The 545-nt window shown below is 65.0% G+C and carries 1 protein-coding gene; it reads right to left on the bottom strand.

Annotation, left to right across the window (positions count from 1 at the left end; genetic code table 11):
* Nucleotides 1-136: 136 nt before the first annotated feature.
* The coding region (locus tag DB30_RS41090) for an ATP-binding protein (protein WP_165704205.1) at nucleotides 137-545 on the bottom strand (409 nt) is incomplete at its 5' end.

The raw sequence follows: 545 nt of genomic DNA, 5'->3' as shown, positions 1-545 counted from the left end.
CGTGTCAAAGATCGGGCGAATTGATCCACCTCAGATCGGATGATTTGACCCACCCCCACGAGCACTCCCGGGACCCCGCGTTGGAGCACTCCCCGCACTCGCGTTCGGATCGGATCATCTGACCCACCCGCGTCACTCACGCGGCCCGCTTCCCCTTCGCTGGTGGGTTGCGGAAGGAGTCGCCTTCGATCTCGATCACCTGCCGGTGATGGAGCAGCCGATCCATCGCAGCCCCCGCGAGCAACGCGTCGTTGAAGAGCGGCGACCACTCTTCGATCGCGCGGTTCGAGGTGATGATCATCGAGCCTCGTTCGTAGCGGCAGCGGATCACCTCGTAGAGATCGAGAGGCTCATCGCCGGTCAGCGGCCGCAGCCCGAGATCGTCGATGATCAGCAGCGCGGGCGCGGTGTAGCGAAGCAGCTTGCGCTCGTAGCTAGCGTCGGCCCGCGACGCTCGTAGCTGCTGAAACATCGCGTGGGCTGAGGTGTACAGCACGCCATAGCCACGAAGGCAGGCCCGCTGCCCAAGCGCCTGCGCGATGTGG

The sequence above is a fragment of the Enhygromyxa salina genome, assembly GCF_000737335.2.
Lineage (GTDB): Bacteria > Myxococcota_A > Polyangia > Nannocystales > Nannocystaceae > Plesiocystis > Plesiocystis salina_C.
This window is presented reverse-complemented; position numbering and strand designations above follow the sequence as displayed.